At 65.4% G+C, this 22,795-nt stretch carries 20 protein-coding genes; 12 read left to right on the forward strand and 8 right to left on the reverse strand.

The genetic code is table 11. The features are described 5' to 3' along the window. The first annotated feature begins 52 nt into the window (after positions 1–52). Positions 53–526, forward strand: a complete 474-nt coding sequence (gene smpB / locus ACV7NL_RS10455) for an SsrA-binding protein SmpB (protein ID WP_056189358.1) — start codon at positions 53–55, stop codon at positions 524–526. A gap of 111 nt (positions 527–637) precedes the next feature. Here the strand turns inward: smpB and ACV7NL_RS10460 are convergent, their stop codons facing one another. The 3 genes from ACV7NL_RS10460 to rpoZ all read right to left on the reverse strand — a co-directional run bounded on the left by ACV7NL_RS10460 (position 638) and on the right by rpoZ (position 4,639). Further along, the gene (locus tag ACV7NL_RS10460) at positions 638–1,381 is read right to left on the reverse strand and encodes a LabA-like NYN domain-containing protein (RefSeq protein ID WP_247634904.1); all 744 of its coding nucleotides are present in this window, start codon (positions 1,379–1,381) and stop codon (positions 638–640) included. Between the two features lie 381 nt (positions 1,382–1,762). Then, positions 1,763–4,006, reverse strand: coding sequence for a RelA/SpoT family protein (locus ACV7NL_RS10465; RefSeq protein ID WP_056189352.1), 2,244 nt, complete (start codon positions 4,004–4,006; stop codon positions 1,763–1,765). A 222-nt stretch (positions 4,007–4,228) separates the two neighbouring features. Further along, entirely contained in the window at positions 4,229–4,639 is a 411-nt protein-coding gene (gene rpoZ, locus ACV7NL_RS10470) for a DNA-directed RNA polymerase subunit omega (RefSeq protein WP_056189348.1), read from the reverse strand. 1,290 nt (positions 4,640–5,929) lie between these two features. Here rpoZ and ACV7NL_RS10475 point away from each other — a divergent pair. The 9 genes from ACV7NL_RS10475 to ACV7NL_RS10515 all read left to right on the forward strand — a co-directional run bounded on the left by ACV7NL_RS10475 (position 5,930) and on the right by ACV7NL_RS10515 (position 16,568). Then, a complete protein-coding gene (locus ACV7NL_RS10475; RefSeq protein WP_056189341.1) occupies positions 5,930–6,652 on the forward strand; it encodes a carbonic anhydrase in 723 nt (240 codons plus the stop codon). 119 nt (positions 6,653–6,771) lie between these two features. Then, positions 6,772–7,713 (forward strand): ACP S-malonyltransferase, encoded by a 942-nt coding sequence (gene fabD, locus ACV7NL_RS10480; protein ID WP_463355609.1) that lies wholly within the window; start codon positions 6,772–6,774, stop codon positions 7,711–7,713. 16 nt (positions 7,714–7,729) lie between these two features. Continuing rightward, positions 7,730–8,470 carry a 3-oxoacyl-[acyl-carrier-protein] reductase gene (fabG, locus tag ACV7NL_RS10485; RefSeq protein ID WP_056189334.1) on the forward strand — a complete coding sequence of 247 codons (741 nt, stop codon included), beginning with the start codon at positions 7,730–7,732 and terminating at the stop codon, positions 8,468–8,470. A gap of 465 nt (positions 8,471–8,935) precedes the next feature. Further along, on the forward strand, positions 8,936–9,172 hold the full coding sequence (locus ACV7NL_RS10490; RefSeq protein ID WP_018044468.1) for an acyl carrier protein: 237 nt from the start codon (positions 8,936–8,938) through the stop codon (positions 9,170–9,172). 83 nt (positions 9,173–9,255) lie between these two features. Continuing rightward, entirely contained in the window at positions 9,256–10,518 is a 1,263-nt protein-coding gene (gene fabF, locus ACV7NL_RS10495; protein WP_463355610.1) for a beta-ketoacyl-ACP synthase II, read from the forward strand. A 1,323-nt stretch (positions 10,519–11,841) separates the two neighbouring features. Further along, a complete protein-coding gene (gene mltG, locus ACV7NL_RS10500; protein WP_056479141.1) occupies positions 11,842–13,209 on the forward strand; it encodes an endolytic transglycosylase MltG in 1,368 nt (455 codons plus the stop codon). Positions 13,210–13,499: 290 nt separating this feature from the next. Further along, the gene (locus ACV7NL_RS10505; RefSeq protein WP_056479144.1) at positions 13,500–14,378 is read left to right on the forward strand and encodes a YicC/YloC family endoribonuclease; all 879 of its coding nucleotides are present in this window, start codon (positions 13,500–13,502) and stop codon (positions 14,376–14,378) included. A 12-nt stretch (positions 14,379–14,390) separates the two neighbouring features. Then, positions 14,391–15,053 carry a guanylate kinase gene (gene gmk / locus ACV7NL_RS10510; protein WP_056479147.1) on the forward strand — a complete coding sequence of 221 codons (663 nt, stop codon included), beginning with the start codon at positions 14,391–14,393 and terminating at the stop codon, positions 15,051–15,053. Between the two features lie 114 nt (positions 15,054–15,167). Further along, positions 15,168–16,568, forward strand: a complete 1,401-nt coding sequence (locus tag ACV7NL_RS10515) for a dihydrolipoyl dehydrogenase (protein ID WP_463355611.1) — start codon at positions 15,168–15,170, stop codon at positions 16,566–16,568. 19 nt (positions 16,569–16,587) lie between these two features. On the opposite strand, the gene ACV7NL_RS10520 is transcribed toward ACV7NL_RS10515, so the two are convergent. From ACV7NL_RS10520 to ACV7NL_RS10530, 3 genes are all read right to left on the reverse strand, one after another. Next, entirely contained in the window at positions 16,588–17,508 is a 921-nt protein-coding gene (locus ACV7NL_RS10520; RefSeq protein WP_463355612.1) for an EamA family transporter, read from the reverse strand. 8 nt (positions 17,509–17,516) lie between these two features. Continuing rightward, positions 17,517–18,557 carry a lysylphosphatidylglycerol synthase domain-containing protein gene (locus ACV7NL_RS10525; protein ID WP_463355613.1) on the reverse strand — a complete coding sequence of 347 codons (1,041 nt, stop codon included), beginning with the start codon at positions 18,555–18,557 and terminating at the stop codon, positions 17,517–17,519. Between the two features lie 132 nt (positions 18,558–18,689). Next, the gene (locus ACV7NL_RS10530) at positions 18,690–19,067 is read right to left on the reverse strand and encodes a (2Fe-2S) ferredoxin domain-containing protein (protein ID WP_463355614.1); all 378 of its coding nucleotides are present in this window, start codon (positions 19,065–19,067) and stop codon (positions 18,690–18,692) included. A gap of 240 nt (positions 19,068–19,307) precedes the next feature. Here ACV7NL_RS10530 and ACV7NL_RS10535 point away from each other — a divergent pair, with 240 nt between their 5' ends. Together ACV7NL_RS10535 and ACV7NL_RS10540 are read left to right on the forward strand one after the other, a co-directional pair. Next, the gene (locus ACV7NL_RS10535) at positions 19,308–20,621 is read left to right on the forward strand and encodes a capsule biosynthesis protein (RefSeq protein WP_463355615.1); all 1,314 of its coding nucleotides are present in this window, start codon (positions 19,308–19,310) and stop codon (positions 20,619–20,621) included. Positions 20,622–20,696: 75 nt separating this feature from the next. Further along, the gene (locus ACV7NL_RS10540; RefSeq protein WP_056189303.1) at positions 20,697–20,975 is read left to right on the forward strand and encodes a hypothetical protein; all 279 of its coding nucleotides are present in this window, start codon (positions 20,697–20,699) and stop codon (positions 20,973–20,975) included. Positions 20,976–21,017: 42 nt separating this feature from the next. Here ACV7NL_RS10540 and flbD read toward each other — a convergent pair whose 3' ends face one another. Both flbD and fliN read right to left on the reverse strand, forming a co-directional pair. After that, positions 21,018–22,385: a sigma-54-dependent transcriptional regulator FlbD gene (gene flbD, locus ACV7NL_RS10545; RefSeq protein ID WP_463355616.1), complete on the reverse strand. Its 1,368-nt coding sequence runs from the start codon at positions 22,383–22,385 to the stop codon at positions 21,018–21,020. Between the two features lie 64 nt (positions 22,386–22,449). Further along, positions 22,450–22,794, reverse strand: coding sequence for a flagellar motor switch protein FliN (gene fliN / locus ACV7NL_RS10550; protein WP_056189298.1), 345 nt, complete (start codon positions 22,792–22,794; stop codon positions 22,450–22,452). Position 22,795: the final 1 nt, after the last annotated feature.

A 22,795-nucleotide genomic window follows, 5' to 3' on the forward strand; every position in this document is an offset into this window, starting at 1 on the left:
CATATTCCTCGGCCCGGTCGCGACTCTGCGACCGGCCTGACCCGACGTTGTGATGGCTCCCAAACCTGAATCGAACCGCCGCGTCGTCGCCGACAACCGCGCCGCCCGCTACCATTACGAGATCACCGATACCCTGGAGGCCGGGCTTGCGCTAACGGGCACCGAGGTCAAATCCCTGCGCAAGGGCAAGGCGACGATCGGCGAGGCCTATGCCGGTCCGTCCGGCACCGACCTGATGCTGTTCAACGCCTACATCCCCGAATACGTCGAGGCGAACCGCTTCAACCACGAGACCAAGCGTCCGCGCCGGCTGTTGCTGCATCGCAAGCAGATCAACAAGCTGATCGGTGCGACCCAGCGCGAGGGCTTCACCGTGGTGCCGCTGAAGATCTACTTCAACGAGCAGGGACGGGCGAAGATCGAACTCGGGCTCGGCCGAGGCAAGAAGCTGCACGACAAGCGCGAGGCCTCGAAGGAGCGCGACTGGCAGCGCGACCGCGCCCGCATCATGCGCGACAAGGGCTAGGATCTCCGGGGCGAGGCTTGCGTCCACCCGAATCGATGAAAGATGCGAAAAGGCCGGGCGTCGCGAGACGCCCGGCCTTTCGTCTTTCGCACGATGGCTCGGCCTGAGGCTCTAAGACTCCACCGGTTCGTCGCTCTGCCGAATGCCGTAGCGGCTTTCCAGGGCCGCAGCCGGGACCGGGCGCGCCGAGCGCTCCGGGGTTTCGCCGCGCGAGCGGGTGCCGGTATCGCCCGATCCACGATTGTCCTGGCTTCGGCTATCCTGGCTTCGGCTATCCTGGCTTCTGACGTCGGGATTGCGGCTGTCCGGCGCGCGCCCCCCGGTGCGTTCGCCGGGATCGCGGCCGATCCGCGGAATGAGCTGGGCGAGGTCCACGAACTCGTCGGCCTGCCGGCGCAGGTCGTCGGCGATCATGGCCGGCTGCGTCTGGATGGTGCTGACCACCGTCACGCGCACGCCGCGCCGCTGCATGGCTTCCACCAGGGAGCGGAAATCGCCGTCGCCGGAGAACAGCACCATGTGGTCGATTCGGGGGGCGAGCTCGAGGGCATCGATCGCCAGCTCGATGTCCATATTGCCCTTCACCTTCCGCCGACCCATCGAGTCGACGAATTCCTTCGCGGGCTTGGTGACGACCCGGAAACCGTTATAGTCGAGCCAATCGATCAGCGGGCGGATCGACGAGTATTCCTGGTCTTCGACGATTGCCGTGTAGTAAAAAGCCCGCAGCAGATTATCGCGGGATTGGAATTCCTTCAGCAACCGGCGATAATCGATATCGAAACCGAGAGCCTTGGTCGCTGCGTAGAGGTTTGCGCCATCGATGAATAGCGCGCTGCGCTGTTGTGCGCTCATGAACGGATCCATTTAATAGAGAAATATTGCAAGAAATAAGTTAGAAAAGTCCGGTGGATATTCGCAGGCTATGGAATTCTTGCGCAGACTTGATCTTGGGCGCCGGCAGACCAAAGCAGGGCGAAAAACGCCGAACGGCCTCTCAGCTCAGATATAACGCCTGAAATACCTATGTTTGTTTAAATCCTGCGACGACAAAAAGTCAAATCTTCCTGTTGAACGCCACTTTGGCATACAACTGCAAATATCACTTGATCTTAGCCCCGGGCATTGGGGGCGCTGTGCTGCGCCTCGTCACGACCCCGAGGCCCGGGCTGATCCGTCCTGAATCACCGAACGGATACAGTACCATGGCCGACCGGGCCGCCCCGGGGCACGCCGTCAGCCGTTCACCCGTTCGACCTTGTTCACCGTGCGCTTGCCGCGCAGTTCGGCGATGATCGCGTTGAGGTGCTTCAGGTCCCAGACCGACAGGTCGATGATGATCTGCGTGAAATCCTGGGTCTTCCGCTTCATCGAGACATTGTCGATATTGCCGTCGTGGTCGGCGATGACCTGGGCGATCTGGGCGAGAACGCCGGGCTCGTTGATCGATTGCAGGGCGAGGCGCGCGGGGAAGCGCTCGCTGGCCCCCGCCTCCACATCCCAGCGCACGTCGAGCCAGCGGTCGGGCTCGTTGTCGAAATCGGCCAGGGCGGCCGACTGGATCGGGTAGATCGTCACCCCGATGCCGGGCGTGAGAATGCCGACGATGCGGTCGCCCGGCACGGCGCCGCCATTGGGCGCGAAGCTCACCGGCAGGTCGCCGTCGAGGCCGCGGATCGGGATGCCGTCCGCACGTCCGTGCTCGGCGGCGCGACCCTCCGGGAAGGTCAGCCGCATGGTCTGGTCCTTGGCGAGACTCAGGCGGCCGGCACCGTCGCCGGAGGTCGGCTGCGGCAGGGGCGCGGGCGCCCCGCGGCGCTCGTCCTTGTGGTCGGGATAGACCGCGCGCACCACGTCGCCGGAGAACATCTCGCCCCGGCCGACGGCGGCGAACACGTCCTCCAGGCTCTGCCGGGCGAGGCGCGGCAGCGCCCCCCGCAGCTTGTCCTCGGAGAAGCTCTTGGCGGCGCGCTCGAAGGCCCGGTCGAGAATCTGGCGGCCGAGACCCGCATATTGGCGCCGCACCGCCGAGCGCGTGGCCCGGCGGATGGCCGAGCGCGCCTTGCCGGTGACCACAAGGGACTCCCAGGCCGCCGGCGGCGCGGCGCCGTCCGAGCGCGCGATCTCGACCTCGTCGCCGTTGACCAGTTCGTGCAGCAGCGGCGCCATCCGGCCGTTGATCTTCACCCCGACCGCCGAATTGCCGACATCGGTGTGGACCGCATAGGCGAAGTCGATCGGAGTCGCCCCCCGGGGGAGGGCGATGAGCCGGCCCTTCGGGGTGAAGCAGAACACCTGGTCCTGGAAGAGTTCGAGCTTGGTGTGCTCCAGGAACTCTTCCGGGCTGTCGCCCTCGGCCAGCAGCTCGATGGTCCGGCGCAGCCATTGGTAGGCGCCGCTCTCGGTGGCGAGGCGGGGATGACCGCCGCCGATCTCGTCCTTGCCGCCGCTCTCCTTGTAATGGGCATGGGCGGCGATGCCGTATTCGGCGATCTCGTCCATGGCGGCGGTGCGGATCTGCAGCTCGACGCGCTGACTCTTCGGGCCGATCACCGTGGTGTGAATCGAGCGGTAATCGTTCTGCTTCGGCGTCGAGATGTAATCCTTGTACCGGCCCGGCACCATCGGCCAGCTGGTGTGGACGACGCCGAGCGCCCCGTAGCAATCGGCCAGGGTCTCGACCACGACCCGGAAGCCGAAGATGTCGGACAATTGCTCGAAGGCGACCGATTTGCGCTCCATCTTGGCCGAGATCGAGTAGGGCCGCTTCTGCCGGCCGGTGACCACCGCCTTGATGCCCTGGGCCGCGAGCTTCGCCGTCAGATCGTGCTCGATGCTCTCGACCAGCCGTTCCGATTTGGCCGAGAGGTCGGCGAGGCGCTGCGCGATGGTGGCGTAGATCTCCGGCTTCAGATTGCGAAGCGCCAGATCCTCGAGTTCCTCGCGCAGCTCCTGCATGCCCATGCGGCCGGCCAGCGGCGCGTAGATGTCGAGGGTCTCCTGGGCGATGCGCTCGCGCTTGTCGACGCGCATGTGGTGCAGCGTGCGCATGTTGTGCAGGCGGTCGGCGAGCTTGACCAGAAGCACGCGCACATCGGCCGCGACCGCCAGCAGCAGCTTGCGGAAGTTCTCACCCTGCGCCGCCCGCTTGGAGACGAGGTCGAGGCGCTTCAGCTTGGTCAGGCCGTCGACCAGCGCCCCGATTTCCGGGCTGAAGATCTCGCGGATCTCGTCCAGGGTCGCGGCGGTGTCCTCGACGGTGTCGTGCAGCACCGCCGCCACGATGGTGGCGTCGTCGAGCCGGAGGTCGGTCAGGATGGCGGCGACTTCGAGGGGATGGGCGAAGAAGGGATCGCCGGAGGCGCGCTTCTGGGTTCCGTGCGCGCGCATGGCATAGACGTAGGCGCGGTTGAGCAGGGCCTCGTTCGCGGCGGGATTGTAGCGCTTGACCCGCTCGACAAGCTCGTATTGGCGCATCATCCGCCGGGAGACCCTTCCGCAACGCAACGCAACGCATCCGGCAGCGGATGCCGCTTCCCGATGTGTCCCGCATCGCACGCGTCCACGCCAGCCCCACGGCGTCGCATCCGCGGAAATTCCGGGGCCCACCGCAGGAAAAGCGATTCTCCCGCCCCGATCGCGGCATGAAAAAACCCGGCGCGAAGGCCGGGTTCTCGTCGCGTCGTCCCGAAGATGGGAGGCCTACTCGGCCTCTTCGTCCGTCTCGGTGGGCGGCGCCAGGTTCTCGAGGCCGCGCAGCAGGTCTTCCTCGCTCATGCGATCGAACTGCACCGCGCCGTCGTCGCTCGACGAGGGCGGGGCGACGGCAGCGGCGGCCGGCGAGCTCGACAGCAGCGGCACGGTCTCGGCTTCCGGCTCGTCGACCTCGACATATTTCTGCATCGAGTGGATGAGCTGTTCCTTCAGGTCATCCGCCGTGATCGTCTCGTCGCCGATCTCGCGCAGGGCGCAGACGGGATTCTTGTCGCGGTCGCGATCGATGGTCAGCGGGGCGCCGGCAGCGAGCAGGCGCGCCCGGTGGCTGGCCAGCAGAACCAGCTCGAAGCGGTTCTCGACCTTGTCGATGCAGTCTTCAACGGTGACGCGAGCCATGGCGGACGGCTCCTTCCTCGGACGGAATTTCTGGGCTGAGCCCGATGCATACACCCCTTGGCGCCAGGCAACAAGCGGTGGCGAAATCCATTCGCCTATCCCCGGGACCGGCACTATCGTCGGCGGGCGATCCTCCTCTCACCGGCGAACGGAATCCCGACGCTTTTCGAAGGCCCGCTTGGAACGCGCGTTGGTCCGGTCGCCGAGGACAAGTTCATAACAACCGGAGGAGAGACTGTTTTGAATCGCGACGGACGTCCACGCTGCGCGTCCTCTGCTAACGATATTTAAAAGTCGGAAACATTCCCAACGGCGCCAATCTCAGCAGCACGTTGCGATCCAAGCCAACCACGACAAGAGAATAGACTCTTTCTGGACATCAAGACTCCAGCTCTATGAATCCTTGATAGGAATCATCATGGAATAGATATCAGTAATAAATTAAATTAATATTTGAATGATTAAAACGTAATATTCGTTCATCAAATTTATATACGTATTAAAACATATAAAATTGATTCACTAAATTATAATTACCTATAAATAGATAGATAATTCAATCACAATAAGTGGCGTCGACGTCTGTACGGTGGCGATTTTGGTCGAATTGAACCGATCAATCAACCTTTTGGGTTGCCGCGATAGACAGGTCAAGGCTATTGAAGAACGACACTGAATAAGTTTTTGGGTTATTTTCGGAGCAGCCCTTGAGCGATAAGCAATAAAGGCGTGCTTGTTTGAGCGAACGCTACGGAGATCGTCAATGAGGCAGGGTAACCTTGGATTGCTGCTACTTCTGATGGCCGCACCGTCATTTTGCATGGCCTTCATTACTGCGCTTGTCTTGTCGAATGAAATTAAAACCTTATTTTATTTCGTGATTTTAGCGACTGCGCTTCTTTTGATAATGCTTATATATTTCTATGTGTATTACTACCTATCAATCGAGATGGTCATTATTCTAACGATTGGTGTCCCGCTGACGGCAGGATCTATTCTTGGATCCATCTCAAGGATCGGCTTTCTCTTTGTGCGCGACTGGTTCAGAAAGACCCGGATCTGAAAGGCATCCACGCGATGGATTTCGTAACGTAAAGACGTTTTGAAGAACAGGGCGGATCACAGTACACCGGATATCCCACCCTATTCCATCCCATGGCCCACGTTCATCGATCCCCGGCAATCCCATCGCCATCCCCCGCATAACGCCTCAGGGACCCTCCGCGTGGACCGGTTATAAAGGAGACGAGTCGCGGCGAAGAACCGGCGCGGCCGGGGGACGAACCGACCATGACTGCACATCTCACCCGCCGCGGCCTTCTCGGCTGCGGCTGCGCTCTCGGGGCCGCGTGCTTTGCTGCGACGGCGCTGCCGAATCTCAGTCTCGCGGCGGTCCCGTCCTCGAAGAAGACGACCCTGACCGCCGATCAGGCGCTGGAGGCCCTGAAGGAGGGCAACCGGCTCTACCAGACCGACAGTCCGGTCCGGTCGGTGCAGGGCCGCGAGCGCCGGATCGAGATCGCGCTGGGTCAGACGCCGTTCGTGGTGCTGGTGAGCTGCTCCGATTCGCGCGTCTCGCCCGAGATCCTGTTCGGGCGCGGCCTCGGCGAGCTGTTCATCGTGCGCAATGCCGGCAACTGCGTCGACACCGCGGCCCTCGGCTCGATCGAGTACGGCGTCTCGCAACTCGGCGTGCCGCTGGTGCTGGTGATGGGCCACAGCCGCTGCGGCGCCGTCGAGGCCGCCATCGACGTCGTCAAGAACAACACCGTCTTCCCGGGCTCGATCGGCCGGATGATCGAGCCGATCGTGCCGGCGGTGCTGTCGCAGCGCGACGTGCCGGGCGATTTCACCGAGAACTGCGTGCGGGCCAACGTCAACCGGGTGGTGGAGCGCCTGCGCAGCGCCTCCGAGCCGTCGCTGCTCGATCCGCTGAGGGCCGGCAAGCTGCGCATCGTCGGGGCGTCCTACAGCCTCGATTCCGGCACGGTCGACTTCTTCAATCAGGGCTGACACCCGCCCGCCTCGCTGCGGTGCCATGTTGACACAGGTGGCGGGCGGTGCGACTGCGCCGCCCTTCCGGTTTGGGCTATCCGGGCCGGGCAATTCCGGCCCGACGACGAGGAGATCACATGGCGCGCGCTTGCATCTTCCCCGGCCAGGGCAGTCAGGCCGTCGGCATGGGGCGAGCGCTGGCCGAGCACTTCCACCAGGCCCGCGACGTGTTCGCGGAGGTCGACGAAGCCCTGAACCAGCCGCTCTCGCGCCTGATGTTCGAGGGGCCGGTGGAGGACCTCACCCTCACGGCCAATGCCCAGCCGGCCCTGATGGCCGCCAGCTTGGCGACGCTGCGCGTGCTGGAGGCCGAGCGCGGGCTGGACCTGAAGCGCGACGTCGCCTGCGTCGCCGGGCATTCGCTGGGCGAATACACGGCCTTGTGCGCTGCCGGTACCTTCTCCATCGCCGACGCCGCGCGGCTCCTGCGCATCCGCGGCACCGCCATGCAGGGCGCCGTGGCTCCGGGAGAGGGCGCCATGGCGGCGCTGATCGGCGCCGATGCCGACATCGCCCAGGCGATCGCCGCCGAGGCGGCCGAGGGCGCGGTCTGCGAGGTCGCCAACGACAATGGCGGTGGCCAGGTGGTGCTCTCCGGCGCGAAGGCGGCGGTCGAGCGGGCCGTCGCCCTGGCGCAGGCGCGCGGGATCAAGCGCGCGGTCATGCTCAACGTCTCGGCCCCGTTCCACTGCTCGCTGATGGCCCCCGCCGCCGAGGCCATGGGGCAGGCGTTGGCCGAGGTCGCGATGCACAGCCCGGTGGTGCCGGTCTACGCCAACGTGCGGGCCGCCCCCCTGTCCGATCCGGCCGCGATCCGCGAGGCCCTGGTGGCCCAGGTCACCGGCACCGTGCGCTGGCGCGAATGCGTCGCCGCGATGGCGGCCGCCGGCATCGACCAGTTCAGCGAGATCGGCACCGGCAAGGTGCTCACCGGCCTCGTCAAGCGCATCGCGCCCGGCGCCGTCGCGGGCGCGGTCGGCACGCCCGACGACATCGCTGCCTTTCCCGCCTTCGGCTGAACCTCAAGGAACGCCCATGTTCGACCTGACCGGCCGCAAGGCCCTCGTCACCGGCGCCACCGGCGGCCTCGGCGGCGCCATCGCGCGGGGCCTGCACACGCAGGGCGCCACGCTCGCCATTTCGGGCACCCGCCAGCCGGCCCTGGAAGCCTTCGCGGCCGAACTCGGGGGCGAGCGCGTCCACCTCGTGCCGTGCGATCTCTCCGACAAGGCTTCGGTCGAGGCACTGATCCCGGCCGCCGAAGCGGCCCTCGGCGGCCTCGACATCCTGGTCAACAACGCCGGCATCACCCGCGACAACCTCGTGCTGCGCATGAAGGACGACGAGTGGGATGCGGTCATCGCCGTCAACCTGTCGGCGGCGTTCCGGCTGTCGCGGGCGGCGGTGAAGGGCATGATGAAGCGCCGCCACGGCCGCATCGTGAACATCGGCTCGGTGGTGGGCGCCACCGGCAATCCGGGGCAGGTCAACTACGCCGCCGCCAAGGCCGGCCTCGTCGGCATGACCAAGGCGCTGGCCGCCGAGGTCGCCACCCGCAACCTGACGGTCAACTGCATCGCGCCGGGCTTCATCACCTCGCCGATGACCGACGCGCTGAACGACAAGCAGCGCGACGGCATCCTCACCCGCGTGCCCATGGGGCGCCTCGGCACCGGCACCGACATCGCCGCGGCCGCGATCTACCTCGCCTCCGACGAGGCCGCCTACGTCACCGGCCAGACGCTGCACGTGAACGGCGGCATGGCGATGTATTGAGGCCGGGCGCCTTTCTCCTCTCCTCCAGCTTGTGGGGGGCACCGGCGCAGCCCCACCCCTGGCCCCTCCCCACAAGGGGGAGGAGGACGGTTTCTGCTGCACCGCACAGGGGATAATTTCGGGGACCGGCTCGAAAAGGCCACACCGATGAACGGGTTGTGAACCGCCCCTCGCCAGCGTCGGAACCCTGTGTTAACACCCCGGCTGCCGTGCGAGGGGGGTGCCGATTCAGCGTGTTGCGGAGGTTGGAAAATCACGGGTCACCGACTGGACAAGTCCGGTGACTTGACCGAAACGCGCGATCGATCACACCGGCCGCTCCATCCGACAGTCAGTCCCGGGACGGGACGGCGGCCACGGCACCTTCAAAAACAAGACCTCCCAGAACAAGACCTCCACCAGCAAGACTCTTCACACAAAGATCCTTGCACCATCACGACCTTGAAGAGCTAAGGACCAAGACCGATGAGCGATATCGCTGAGCGCGTGAAGAAGATCGTTGTCGAGCACCTCGGCGTGGAGCCGGAGAAGGTGGTCGAGGGCGCGAACTTCATCGATGATCTCGGCGCCGACAGCCTCGACACCGTCGAGCTCGTGATGGCGTTCGAGGAAGAGTTCAACGTCGAGATCCCCGACGATGCCGCCGAGACCATCCAGACGGTCGGCGACGCGGTGAAGTTCCTCGAGAAGAACTCCGCTTAAGGCCACGGATCGCGCGTGCGCGGGGCCGATCCGGGCCCCGCACGCCATTCGTTGTGATGACAGGACCGGTTCGGGATAGCGCGATGCGTCGGGTAGTGGTGACGGGCTTGGGGATGGTGACGCCGCTGGCCAGCGGGGTCGAAGCCACCTGGAGCCGGTTGATCGCCGGCGAGTCGGCGGCCAAGGTCGTGACGGCGTTCCCCGTCGACGATCTGGCCTGCCGCATCGCCTGTTCCGTGCCCTTCGGCGACGGCACCGACGGCAGCTTCAATCCCGACGCCTTCATGGAGGCCAAGGAGCAGCGCAAGGTCGATCCGTTCATCGTCTACGCCATGGCGGCCGCCGGCGAGGCCCTGAACGATGCCGACTGGCACCCGACCACCTACGAGGACCAGTGCGCCACCGGCGTCATGGTCGGCTCCGGCATCGGCGGCATCGGCGGCATCTACGACGCCTCGGTGACCCTGCACGACAAGGGCCCGCGCCGCATCTCGCCCTTCTTCATTCCCGGCCGCATCATCAATCTGGCCTCGGGCCAGATCTCGATCGCGCATGGCCTGAAAGGCCCCAACCACGCGGTGGTGACGGCCTGCTCCACCGGCGCCCACGCCATCGGCGACGCGGCCCGGCTGATCCAGTTCGGCGATGCCGACGTGATGGTGGCGGGCGGCGCCGAATCGCCGGTCAACCGCCTCGCGCTCGCGGGCTTCGCCGCCTGCCGCGCCCTCTCCACCGGATTCAACGACGACCCGACCCGCGCCTCGCGCCCCTACGACCGGGACCGGGACGGCTTCGTCATGGGCGAGGGCGCCGGCGTTGTCGTGCTCGAGGAATACGAGCACGCCAAGGCTCGCGGCGCCAAGATCTACGCCGAGGTGATCGGCTACGGCCTCACCGGCGACGCCTACCACATCACCTCGCCGGCCCCGGACGGCGACGGCGCCTTCCGCTGCATGAGCGCCGCCGTGAAGCGCGCCGGCATCCAGGCCAGCGACCTCGACTACATCAACGCCCACGGCACCTCGACGCCCATGGGCGACGAGCTGGAGCTGAAGGCCGTGGAACGCCTGCTCGGCGACCACGCCGCCCAGGCCTCGATGTCCTCGACCAAATCCTCGATCGGCCACCTCCTCGGCGCCGCCGGCTCGGTGGAAGCGATTTTTTCAATCCTGGCCATCCGCGACGGCATCTTGCCCCCGACCCTCAACCTCGACAATCCCTCCGTCGAGACCGCCATCGACCTCGTGCCGCACGAGGCCAAGCGCAAGCGGGTGGATACCGTGCTGTCGAATTCGTTCGGGTTCGGTGGGACGAATGCGAGTTTGGTGATGCGGCGGGTGGATTGATATCAAGGCAATCGCTTCAATCTTTGAAAGACATCTCTGCGATACGGCGTCCCGGCAACTAAGAACTTTAGCTGCTTTTTCTTCTGCAAGGTTACTTAGAGTTCTATCTATAATGCGACTGTCATAGCTGCCGCGTGGACGGACGGAAGAAGTCAGCCGTCGCGTGTTGCGAGCGAAGCACCACGATAGGCAACTGACGCTATACCTCGATGATGGAATCTTGGCTGGCAAATAAATATTCTGAGATACGTGTGAATCCTCTGCCGCAATTCCTTGAATGGGACGACGGCAGATCATCGCGTTTTACAGCCCTTGCGAAGCGGATTTGGAAGACAGCCCCGTCATTCCAGGGCGCCGAAGGCGAGCCCGGAATCCAGAGCCGCTTTCAGTAGAAAACCCCGCTGAACCTGTGTTTCTGGATCCCGGGTTCCGCTTACGCGGCCCCGGGATGACCGCGTTCTCGGAAGCAACTGATGAGCCAGGCGCGACGGCAAATTCAATGTTCTCCTCAGGGCCAATACTCCGAGGTGTCTGTCGCACAACCGCTCTGGCGCAAGGGTCGAGCCCAGAACCAACAGGAAGCGCCGATTCCGCTATCGGTGAAGCGACAGGATCGTACTTCGGCCCAACATCGTCGGCGCCAGGAAAACCTTCTGTTTCGGTGCAAATATTTTCAGAAAAAGCACCAGAAAAACGAAGATACAAAGCACAAATCGTATTCGTTTCTGGTAGAGCGTTATGAACCTCAAGATCGGCGACAGGATCGGAGAGGCGTCGGCATAGCTCGCAAGCTTTTTTATGTTGCTTATTAAGATATAAAGGAAGCTCGAGAACCAAGCGATACCTCCGAAAGTCAGTCCAACCAACCAAAAGCCTCTTGCTTTTCCGAGCTGATCGAAAGGTATTTTCATGAGAACAGACAAAATGATAAGGAATGGGATTTGAAAGAACAGGGCAATAAGATTTCCGCGCCTCATATGAAAATCCTCGATTCGGCGCATAACATAGCCTCGGAAAGAGGAATGAATAGAAGTCTTGCGGTCGTTCAAGACAAGTGAGTGTGCCTCTGGAGCCGGTACGGGTCGAGCGCCGAGATTCTTCCCCACGGAAAACGGGCGCCCTCCCGCACTCCGCCGGCCAGGCGGCTCGCCCAGGCCGGATCGCTTCGCTGGGTCGGCGCATCCCCATTTCGCCACAAAACCCACGCAGTTCGCGCGCCAAAATGCCCGTCCCGTGCGTCAACCCACTCGACTCGGGCGCAGGGAATCCCCAAAAAATCCGGCGGCGGCCGGGGCGGGGACCTGAGGCCCGAACAGGATGTCCATGTTCTTCCGCAAACGTCAGAATCCGGCGTCGACGCCGATCCCGTCCGACGAGCCGGCCCTGCCCAACCGTTTGTCGCCGCGCAGCCCGAGCGAGGCGATCAAGCCCACCGCCGCGCCGCCGCCGCCCGACCGTCCGGTCCGTGAGCGCGGCGGTCTGCTCGCCCGCATCTCCGGCCTGCTCACCGCCTCCGTGGTGCTGGCCATCGCGGTGATGATCGGCGTCACCCTGTTCGAGCGTCAGACCAAGGAGCCGGGGCCGCTGCCCGCCGACAAGGTGGTGGTCATTCCGCCCCGCAGCGGCACCTCCGAGATCGCCGAGGCGCTGAGCCGCGAAGGCGTCATCACCCACACCGCCCTGTTCGAATGGGCCGCCCGCTTCTCCGGCAAGGCGCTCAAGGCCGGCGAGTACACCTTCAAGGCCCATGCCAGCATCGGCGAGGCCATCGACACCCTGTCCTCCGGCCGTCAGGTGCAGCACGCCATCACGTTCCCGGAGGGGCTGACCTCCGAGCAGATCGTGATGCGGCTCAACGACAACGACATCCTCACGGGCGACATCAACGAGATCCCGCCGGAAGGCTCGCTGCTGCCCGACACCTACAAGTTCGAGCGCGGCGCCACCCGCCAGCAGATCGTCAACCTGATGCGGACCAAGCAGCGCGAGGTGCTCAACCAGATCTGGCTGCGCCGCTCGGCCGAGATCCCGGTGAAGACCCCGGCCGAGATGGTGACCCTGGCCTCCATCGTGGAGAAGGAGACCGGCCGGGCCGACGAGCGGCCCCGCGTCGCCGGGGTGTTCGTCAACCGCCTCAACAAGCGCATGAAGCTGCAATCGGACCCCACCATCGTGTACGGGCTGGTGGGCGGGCGCGGCACCCTCGGGCGCGGCATCCAGCGCACCGAGATCGAGCGCGCCACGCCCTACAACACCTACGTGATCGAGGGCCTGCCCCCGGGACCCATCGCCAATCCCGGCCGCGCCGCCCTGGAAGCCGTGGCCAACCCCTCGCGCACAAAGGACCTGTTCTTCGTGGCCGACGGCACCGGCGGCCACGCCTTCGCCGAGACCCTCGAAGGCCATTCGCGCAACGTCGCCCGCTGGCGTCAGGTCGAGAAGGCGCGCCAGACCCCGACCCCGGACGCGGTGGTCGACAAGGCCGACCCGCCCGGCACCTCCGCCGCCACCATGCCCGGCGCCGCCTCGGCCTACGCTCCCGACGGCACCAACATGGCGGCGACCCCGGAGCCTGGCAGCGTCCGCCCGCGGGCCTTCGACGCCTCCGAGGGCACCCGCCTCGACCCCCTGCGCAACAAGACCTTCGACCTGAACTCGCCCAAGACCGTGCCGGTGCTGAAGCAGCCGTAGGGGTTCGGTACGCTGCTCTTGAGTCTCTTTGCGAGCCAAATAAATCGATGAACCACCCCGTCATTCCGGGGCGCCGCAGGCGAGCCCGGAATCCAGAGCCGCCGACGGTGTAAAGTCTGGCACCCGTCGTGGTTCTGGATCCCGGGCTCCGCTGCGCGGCCCCGGGATGACGAGGTGCCACCCCATGCGATGGCCCTGCCTCGGCACCCGCAGGGTCGCCCAACCACCCCCACCCTCGGTCCCTCCCCACAAGGGGGAGGGAAGGCGGTCGGTCCGACGCGGACACCACGATGATCCTCTCCAGCATGACCGGTTTCGCCCGGGCCGCCGGCACCACCGGGCCGGTGCAATGGGCCTGGGAGGTCCGCAGCGTGAACGGGCGCGGCCTCGATGTGCGCCTGCGGGTGCCGAGCGGCTACGACGCGGTCGGGGAGGTCGCCCGCACCGCCCTGCAGAAGACCCTGGCGCGCGGCCAGTGCCAGCTCAACCTGACGCTGACCCGCCCCGACGCCGCCCCGCGCGTGCGCGTCAACGAGGCCCTGCTGGGCCAGCTCGCCGCCGCCATCGCCCGCGTGCCGCGCCCCGAAGGGCTGGCCCCGGCCTCCCTCGACGGGCTGCTCGGCATCCGGGGCGTGATCGAATCTGACGAGGAGCCCGGCACCGACACCGACGCCCTGGCCCACGATCTCGCCGCCGGCGTGGTCCAACTGGTGGCCGACCTCGTCGAGGCCCGCCGGGCCGAGGGGCGGGCTTTGCGCGCCGTCATCGAGGGCCAGCTGTCCGAGATGGCCCGGCTCACCGCCACCGCCGAGGCCTGCCCGGCCCGCAAGCCGGAAGCCGTCAAGGCGCGCCTCGCCGCCACCGTGGCGACCCTGCTGGAGGCCGGCAGCCTCGATCCCGACCGCCTGCACCAGGAGGCGGTGCTGATCGCCGCCAAGGCCGATGTCCGCGAAGAGCTCGACCGGCTCCAGGCCCATCTGGCCAGCGCGGCCGAACTCCTCGCCGCCGGCGGCGCCATCGGCCGCAAGCTCGATTTCCTGGCCCAGGAGCTAGGGCGCGAGTCCAATACCCTGTGCGCCAAGGCCAACGACGTCACCCTGTCGCGGATCGGACTCGACTTGAAGGCCGTGGTGGAGCAATTCCGGGAGCAGGTTCAGAACGTCGAGTAGGTTGGTCCCGAAATGCAGGCCTCATCGAAGGAGAGCGCACCGTCGATCGGGCGGCGCGGGTTCATCCTCATCCTGTCGTCCCCGTCCGGCGCGGGCAAGACCACGCTGACCCGGGCGGTGGCGGCCGACCCGAAATGGGGCCTCGACCTCTCGATCTCGGTGACGACGCGCCAGCGCCGGCCCTCCGAGATCGACGGCAAGCACTACACCTTCATCGACCGCGAGGCCTTCGACGCCCTGCGCAGCGCCGACAACCTGCTCGAATGGGCCGAGGTGCACGGCAATTTCTACGGCACCCCGCGCCGCCCGGTGGAGAAGGTGCTGGGCGCCGGCCGGGACATGATCTTCGACATCGACTACCAGGGCACCCGGCAGGTGCGCTCCAAGCTCGCCGAAGACGTGGTCACGGTGTTCATCCTGCCGCCCTCGCTGGCCGAACTGCGTCACCGCCTGGAGCGCCGGGCCGAGGATTCGCCGGACACCATCGAGAAGCGCCTCGCCAACGCCCGGATGGAGATCCAGCGCTGGAGCGAATACGACTACGTCATCGTCAACGACGACCTCGACGACGCCTTCCGCTCCCTCGAGGGCATCCTCATCGCCGAGCGCCTGAAGCGCGAGCGCCGCGTCGGCCTGACCGCCTTCGTCGAAGGCCTGCTGGCCGAGCCGGACTGACGGAAGGCCGCAGCCGCGCCAGGAACGTTCGCCGGACCGGCGTGTTGGCCCGCCGCCCCGCACCGCCTCGCCCTTGCAGGGCCCAGCGGCGCCAACCTGCGAGACCCCGACGCGATGCGCGAGAGATTCTGTGACATCGCCGTGATCGGCGCCGGCACCGCCGGCCTCGCCGCCTTCCACGCCGCCCGCGCCGGCGGCGCCGACGTCGTGCTGATCGAGGCCGGCCCAGGCGGCACCACCTGCGCCCGCGTCGGCTGCATGCCGTCGAAGCTCCTGATCACCGCCGGCAACGCCGCCCATGCGGCCCGCCGGGCCGGGATTTTCGGCGTCGAGGCCGGTCCCGTCCGCATCGATGGCCCCGCCGTGATGGCCCGGGTCCGGCGCGAGCGCGATCATTTCGTCACCGGCGTGCTTGACGGCGTCGAGGCCATCGACGCGGAGGCCCGAATCGACGGCCGCGCCCGCTTCACCGGCCCCGGCACCCTGATGGTCGACGATCACACCCGCGTCGCCTACCGCGCCGCGGTCGTCGCCACCGGGTCACACCCGGCGATGCCCTCCAACCTGTGTGACCTCGACACGTTGCTGGTGAATACCGACACGGTGTTCGAACTGCCGGATCTGCCCGAATCCCTCGCCGTCCTGGGCGGCGGCGCCGTCGGAATCGAGCTGGCCCAGGCCATGGCCCGCCTCGGCGTCGCCGTCACGCTCTTCGATCCCGGCACCCACCTCGCCGCCCTGCGCGACCCCGGCCTCGCCGCCGAGGCCCGCCGGATCTTCGGCGCCGAGATCACCCTGGAACTCGGCTCCGAGGTCACCGGCGGCCGCATCGACGAAGGCCGCGCCTGCCTGACCTGGACCGACGCGGACGGCGCCGCCCACAGCGGCAGCTTCGCCCGGGTGCTCGCCGCCATCGGCCGTCCCCCGAACCTGCATCACCTCGGCCTCGACCAGGCCGGCCTTACCCTCGACGCGGACGGCATGCCGGACGTCGACCCCCGCTCGCTGCTCTGCGCCGGCGCACCCATCTTCCTCGCCGGCGATGCCAACGCCGAGCGGCCGGTGCTGCACGAAGCCTCCCGCCAGGGGCACATCGCCGGCGCCAACGCGGCCCGGCTGATCGCCGACGGGGGCGGCTCCGTCGCGGCGCCCCGGCGCTGGACGAACCTCGCCATGGTGTTCACCGAGCCGCAGGCGGCCAGCGTCGGTGTTCCGTTCGATCCGCAGGACACCAACACCTTGATCGGCAACGTCGATTTCGGCGACCAGGGACGGGCCAGGATCATGGCCGAGAACGCCGGCGGTCTGCGCCTCTACGCCGACAGAACCGGCCGCCTCACGGGCGCCGAGATGCTCGGCCCATCGTGCGAACACCTCGCGCACCTGCTCGCTTTGGCGATCGAGGACGGCCTGTCGGCCCAGACCCTGCTCGACCGGCCGTTCTACCATCCTACCGTCGAAGAGGGGCTGAAGACCGCCTTGGACGATATCATCTCGCAGACGGCTAAGCCCTGAACCGAAAGCCGGCGGTTCGTCAGACCGGTGAGACCCCGACCGCCGCGCCCTTGTTCCGTCGGCGATGCCCCGTGATGGTGTTACCGATGGAGGCCACCACGATGCACAGGATGGCGATCCACTCCGTGGGGGTGAGGCGCTCACCTAAGATCATGAAGCCTGCAAGCGACCCGACTGCGGGCTCAAGGCTGAGGAGTACGCCGAAGCTCTGCTTCGATAGACGCTGTAGCGCGACCATCTCGAGGGTGTAGGGCAGCGCGCTCGACAGGGCGGCCACCGCGAGTCCGAACCCCAGAATCGCGGGATCGAGCAGCGCCACGCCCGCACTGGCGATGCCGAAGGGCATGACGACCAGGGCCGCCATCGACATCCCGATCGCGACGGCACAGCCCCCGTGGAGATGCCCGACCCGCTGTCCGAAGACGATGTAGAGCGCCCAGCACACGGCCGCACCAAGCGCGCAGGCGACGCCGACCGGATCGAGCCCGCTCGAGAGGCCGCCGAGCGGCAGCAGCAGGCCGAGCCCCAAGATCGCACAGCCGATCCAGGCGAAGTCGATCGGCTTGCGCGAGACCACGAGCGCCAAGGCCAGCGGGCCGGAGAACTCGATGGCGATGGCAAGGCCCAACGGGATGGTCCGGAGCGACAGGTAGAACAGCAGATTCATCGCGCCCAGCACCGTGCCGTAGAGCACCAGTGACCGGGCATCGGCGAAGCTCAGTCGCAGGCGCCACGGCCGCCACAGGAGAACCAGCATCACCGCCGACAGGCCGACGCGGAGCGTGGTGGTGCCCTCGGCACCGAGCATCGGGAACAGGCGCTTGGCGAAGGACGTGCCCACACTCAGCGAGACGATGCTGCCAAGGAGGGCACCCACCGGCAGCAGAGTCGCGGCCAGAACACCCTGCGCTGCCATGGGCCCGCGAATGGTCGGGGACATGTCGCGCTTCAAGGCGTCGGCGGCAGGATCAGTGCGCGCCGCGCCTCCAGCGCCTGCCACAGCAGCAGGGCAGGGAGGCCGAGAACCACATCGGGAACGCGCTTGATTAGCGACAGGGCAAGCGCGGTGCCGGCATCGATGCCGAACAGGCTGCCCAGGAGGACGAAGCCACCCTCCTGCACGCCGAGCCCGCTTGGAACGGGGAAAGCGGCGGACTTGATCGCCTGGCTTAGCGCCTCAATGACCATGACCTCGGCGAAACCGACATTCGCCACGCCGATGCATGCCAAAGCAATCCAGATCTCGACTGCGCCCAGCATCCAGGCCACGAGATGCAGAAGCACGGAGACGGCGAGCCGCCCACTCCGGTTCGCGCCCCAGATCGCATCGAGAGCGTCGTAGACGCTGCCTCCCGTCTGCTTGGTCACGCCATCTTGTCCGCGGAACGTCCTGCGCAGGCGGTCGATGGCCTTTCCTGCCACAGTCCGCGCTGCGGCGCTGCGTTGTACCAGCAGGAAAGCGGTGAGCAGCAGTGCGGTGACGCCCAGCACGCGCAAGACCCAGGTCGCGAGGCCCTGAGCCGAGTCCCCTCCGACCTGCAGCAGAAGCATTACCCCGCCCAAAGCGAAGAGCGCCTGGGTGCCCGCCTGGAACAACATATCGACCAGGATCGATCCAGCCGCGAGGGTCCCCGTCGCGCCCCAGAAGGTGAGCAGGCGGCCACCGACGACATCACCTCCGATCGAGGCGACCGGCAGCAGCACGTTGATACCCTCGCGGACGAATCTCAACAGGACGAAGGCGCCGGTCTTTGCTTGTCCGAGACCGGCGATGCCCCGCACGATCTGGGCCCAGGCCAGCCCGCACAGGAGGATGATGACCACGCGAACCAGCACGATGCTCACGAGACCCACCGCTCCCACGCGTCCGAAGGCGTCTGTGACGGACCCGAGATCGTTTGTTGCGATCAGCCAGACTCCGAGTCCAAGTCCCAGCAGGGTTCCAACGAGGGGTAGGCGACGCACCACGCCACGGCCGAGACTTGTCATTCGCGAGTCTCCTGCGGGCGAAAGTGCTTCCGCAGATGACGGCTCAGGCATGAGGTCGGTCAAGTGTCGTCCGCTCCAAGCCATACTTCCCCGGGGCCGCAATGCAGGTGACGAAACTCGCCCAACCTGAATCTACCGACCCGAATTCGATCGATCCGCCCCCAGCGCTCGGCGGACTTTGGGGCCGAAATCGGGGAACAGTGCATCAACCGATTCAGCTGCCGAGGCGGTTGGATCGAGAAGATGAATCCGCTGTTTTACCAAGCTCCCCGTCGTCGCGACAGCCATCAACCGTTTTGGACAGGGACCAAGGCAGCCGGTTTCGACGATGCGGAGCTTGCCAACCGTGGTTCGACCCTTCAGCTCACGCTTCAGAAGTTTCCGTAACGAACCCTTTTTCAAACCCTGACGCTTGACGCATTTGCTGCAGACCAGAACCAACTCCGAAAATCCGGCCCTGGCCAAGCGTAACCGTACCGGGTGCGCTTCCACCTCATTCTTGCTGTTCATTCACCCACCGGTTTATCGAGCGATCGAGGTCTACTGGTACCGTCACCGAGGGTGCAACGGATGACGGGGCGCCTTAAAAAGGGCCGAAAACCGCAACATGCCAAAACACAACGGCAGAGTGTCGAGAGGGCTCCGAAGGCGTGACCATATGCATCGTCGTCTGGCTTCGTCAGGATGACTGCCCTTGATGGGAAGTCCACAGCTAGCCCGCATCGAGCCGAGTTCCGGGAACCTAGAAGCATGAGCGTCGACGAGGTCAAGCAGAGGGACCGGGTGCGCGGGGTCATCGACGTCGCACTAAATTCGGTACCGGATCTGCGGCGCGACGCAGAAACCGTCGCTCCGGTCACGCCAAGCCGCGTCCCGGCCCTATTGAAACGGGCACAGGAGCAGCTCGACTGGCGGCGCCTGCCTGGGATTCGCCCTCCATCGGCAACGCCGAAGAACCTGATAGGCGGTCTCCTCCGTCAATTCGGTTTTTTCGTTCTTCTGCCGACAGCCATCGCAGGGCTCTATCTTTTCGTTTTCGCCTCGGATCAGTACATCGCCACCGCCCAGTTTGCCGTGCGCGGCAATGTCGAGCCGATGGACGAAAGCCCGGGCGGGCAATTCTCCGACTTGATGATGAAGCATAACAGCCAGGATAGCTTCATCATCCGAGATTACATCGATAGCCAAGCAATCGTTTCAAAGGTGGAGCAGCATCTCAAAGTCTCGGAGATGTTCTCTCGGAGCATTGCAGATTTCTGGGAACGCTACCGGCCGGGGCAACCGATCGAGGAGTTGGTCAAGTACTGGCGCCACCATGTGACGACACGGATCGAGGTGCTATCCGGCATCATCACCTTGAACGTACGTGCCTTCACGCCCGAGGACGCTCTGACCATCAATCGCGAAGTGGTGGCGCGCAGCGAAGCCCTGATCAACGACATCTCGCGGCGCGCTCAAGGTGACATGGTCAAGCATGCCGAGATCGAAGCGGCGAAGGCGCAGGAGCGGCTGCGCAACGCCCATCTGGCTCTCCAGGTCTTCCGAAACCGCTGGGGGATTATCGATCCCGCCAAGGCGGCAGAATCGACGCTGACCACGATCGCGTTGCTGCGCAAGGATCGGATCAAGGCCGAGTCCGACCTCGTTGTGCTGCGCGGCTCAAACCTCGACGAGAAATCGCGCAGCATTCAGAATCTGGTTTCCGGCATCAGCGCTTTGGATCAGCAGATCAAGAAACTGACCGACCAACTCACCACCGAGGGGTTGTCCGGCTCGGATCCGAGCACGAACATGACGCGCGCGTTGCTGGAATACGAGGGCCTGCAGGTCGAGCGCACCATCGCGACGAAGCTCAATGAATCTGCGAACCTGATGGTCGATCGGGCCAGAATCGCTGCCGGCAAGCAGCAGATCTACCTGGCGACATTCGTCGAGCCCTCTTTGCCGACCTACTCTGAGTATCCGCAGCGTGGGTACAGCTTGATGGTGGTGTTCTTCGGCTTCCTGGTCGTCTGGAGTTCACTGGCGTTGATCCTGGCCGGTATCAACGACCAACGCCTCTGACGCCGCCCCAGCGGCGTTGGTATGGACCTGCCGCAACCGCCAGTTTTTCCAACCCAAGGGGTTCCTTCAGACCGTATGTCGGACTTCAACGATCTCATTGCCCGGGCGGTTAATCCCGCAATGTCCCGCTCGGAACGCGAGGCAGTCTACAGCGTCGTCAAAGAGGCCGTCGAGCGTCTCCAGGCGCGGGACGGCCTCACTGCGGACGATCCCCGGACTGCCCTTCAGCAGCATCTGGTCCAGGAGACGATCCGCGATGTCGAGGCCGAAATCGCGCGCTTCGTCGCCTTGGAAAAGTTGGAGCGCGCCCATGCCGTCCAGATGGCGTCCGAGCAGGCTTACGGTGATCGCTGAGCGCGACCGTGCGGTAAGCAGTGCATTCCGCTGGAAGATCGATCAGCCGTAGGCGGCGACAGCCCTGACGTTGCCGGGTTCCGCAACCGCCATGCCGGCATCGACGTACTCGTTGAGCTTGTTGCGCAGCGTCCGGATCGAGATACCCAAAATGGTCGCAGCATGCGTCCGGTTGCCGAGACAGTGATCCAGGGTATCGAGAATCAGATCGCGCTCCACCTGGGCCACAGTCTGTCCAACGAGGCCGCGGGTCGCAGCCTCGGCCACTCGGGCTGCCCGCTCGGCCGGACCTGCAGAGACCGGCGCGATACTGTCTCCTTCGGGGGTTAAAATCGCATCGTGACCGATCTCGGTTCCAGACGCGAGCAACACGGCTCGATGGAGGGTATTCTCGAGTTCGCGCACGTTGCCGCGCCAAGGATTGGCCCGGACGAGGCTCTGCGCTGCCTGACTGAGCGGGCGCATCGGCAGTCCATTCACGTCGGCGTATTTTCGAGCGAAGTGAGCGGCGAGTTCAAGGATATCGGCCGGGCGTTCCCGTAGGGCCGGTAGGCGGAGATGTACGACGTTCAGCCGGTAGTACAGATCCTCGCGGAATGTGCCCTTGCGGACCTCTTCCACCAGATTGCGATTGGAGGTCGCAAGGACGCGGATGTCGACTTTCACCGGTGCAGTTCCACCGACCCGATCAATCACGCGCTCCTGAAGGGCGCGCAGCAGTTTCGACTGCAGGCGCACATCCATCTCGGAGATTTCGTCGAGCAGCAACGTTCCGCCGTTGGCTTCCTCAAATCGGCCGATTCGACGCGCGATGGCGCCCGTGAACGCCCCTTTCTCGTGGCCGAACAACTCGGATTCGAGCAGTGCTTCCGGAATGGCTGCGCAATTGACGGAGACGAAGGGGCGGTTGGCCCGGTTCGACTTTGCGTGGACGTGGCGGGCCAACACCTCCTTGCCGGTGCCGCTTTCGCCGGTGATCAGCACCGACGCTTCGGAGCGCGCCACCTGCTCGGCGAGTTTGACCACCTTCTCCATGGACGCGTCGCGCCACACAAAGGCACGGCCATCCTCGGATACCGCCTGAAGCACTGCCGCGATCATGTCAGGGTCGGGGGGCAGGGGAATGTACTCGCGAGCCCCGGCCTGGATCGCCGCAACGGCGGCCTTGGCATCGGTGGCGACACCGCAGGCGATGACTGGCGTGCGGATACGCTCGTCGGTCAACGCGGTGACCAGATCGCGGATCGCCAAGCCGACATCGATCATGATGAGGTCGGCGCCCTTGGAGCGGAGAACGGCTAGGCCCTGCGTCAGGCTCTCGGCGTTGGTCACGGACGCACCGCGGTTCATGGCGATCTTCGACGCCGTGATCAGTTCGCTGTTCAGGCGTCCGATGATGAGAAGCCGCATGGTCCAGGGTCTCCGTCAGGTTTGGCTTCGCACGGGTGCGCGGCGGCCGGAAAGGTGAGAAGGTTCAGTGATCGCTCTTGATAATCTCGGTCATCGTAACGCCAAGGCGGTCTTCGACGAGGACGACCTCACCACGCGCCACGAGGCGATTGTTCACGAAAATGTCGATGGCTTCGCCGACCTTGCGGTCGAGTTCCAGCACGGCGCCGGGTTGGAGTCGGAGCAGATCTCCGATCGGCATGCGGGAGGATCCGAGAACCGCGGAGACGACCACCGGCACGTCGAAGACCTGCTCCAAGTCCGCAGCGCTCTTTGGGGTCGTTGGGGCCTCGCGGATCGACTCGGTCCCGAGCCCGTCGAAGGACGCATCGCCGCTATTGAGCTGGGGAAGGCTGAAATCGTCGGACATG

Source organism: Methylobacterium sp. Ger2507 (assembly GCF_055231875.1).